This is a genomic window from Ilumatobacter sp., from assembly GCF_041688325.1.
In the GTDB taxonomy this organism is placed as follows: domain Bacteria; phylum Actinomycetota; class Acidimicrobiia; order Acidimicrobiales; family Ilumatobacteraceae; genus Ilumatobacter_A.
Window position 1 is genome coordinate 1 of sequence record NZ_JBDNIJ010000211.1, and the last position, 1,247, is coordinate 1,247.

Here is a 1,247-nt window from a genome sequence, read left to right on the forward strand (position 1 = left end):
ACTCGGCCAGAGGGACGTCGCCGCAGTGACCGTGGAGGCGCTGGTTGTTGTGCCAGTGGGCCCAGGCGAGGGTGGCGAGTTCGACCTCGTCGACGTTGTGCCAGGACCTTGGTCGGGGCCGTAGATCAGCTCGGCCTTGTAGTAGCCGTTCACTGTTTCAGCGAGGGCGTTGTCGTAGGAATCGCCGACGGTCCCAATCGACGGGACTGCTCCGAGTTGGGCGAGTTGCTCGCCCCACAAGATCGACGTGAACTGGCTCCCGGCGTCGGAATGGGCTCGCAATCCTTCCAAGTCGAGACCACCGCGGTTCCAGGCGGCCATGTGCAACGCGTCGATGACCATGTTGGTGCGCATGTGTCCGGCGCAGCGCCAACCAACGATCATCCTCGAGTACACATCGACGATGAAGCACACGTACGCGACACCCGCCCAGGTCGGCACGTAGGTGAGGTCGGTGACCCACAGATCGTTCGGGGCCGTCGCGGTGAAGTTCCGCTTCACAAGGTCGGGCGACCGCGCTGCTGTGTCGTCTCGCACGGTGGTCCACACGCGTTTGCGGCGGCGGGTGACACCCTCGATGTCCAGGGCTTTCATCAGGCGAGCGACCTGATCACGGCCGATCTCGTGGCCGGCACGCCCGGCTGCGATCCACAACTTTCGGGCCCCGTAGACCCGGTAGTTCGCGACGAACAACGCCAACATGATCGGCATCATCACCGTGTCTCGCTGGGCTCTCGCCGACGTTGCAGCGGTCTTGGACGCGTAGTAGGTGGACGGAGCAATCGGCAACACGTTGCAGATCGACTCGACTCCGTACTCGTCGCGATGAGCGTCGATGTAGTCGACCATCATCGATGTGGGCGGTCGAGTTCCGCCGCGAAGAAAGACGCCGACGTCCGCAGAATCCCGTTCACCCGCCGGAGCTCCTTGACCTCTTGCTCCAACTCGCGAATCCGGGCCTCGTCCGCCGGCGCAGCGCCGCCGTCCTTGCCAGCGACCAGACCCTCGGCGAGATCGGCATCATGCACCCACTTGCGGACCGACTCGATCCCGAACCCGAGCTGCTCACCGACAGCTTTCACCGAGCCGAAGCCCTCACCGGTCTCGACCCGACGCAACCTCACCAGACGGACTGCGTGCTCTTTCTGCTCCGACGAGTACCGCCGCGACCTCTTGCTCTTCGACTTCGACATGATCTCTCCTTGATAACCAAAGTAGAGAGCCTCCGATGAACCCAGGGCGATTCA

Annotated in this window: 1 pseudogene and 1 other annotated feature; the pseudogene reads right to left on the reverse strand. The window is 63.5% G+C overall.

Going from position 1 to position 1,247, the window contains the following annotated elements:
* Window positions 1-1,193 (reverse strand): annotated as a pseudogene (locus ACH2EI_RS12275) (IS3 family transposase); the annotation flags it as partial.
* Window positions 775-891 (reverse strand) — a sequence feature (AL1L pseudoknot). Its footprint overlaps the pseudogene before it by 117 nt.
* Window positions 1,194-1,247: the final 54 nt, after the last annotated feature.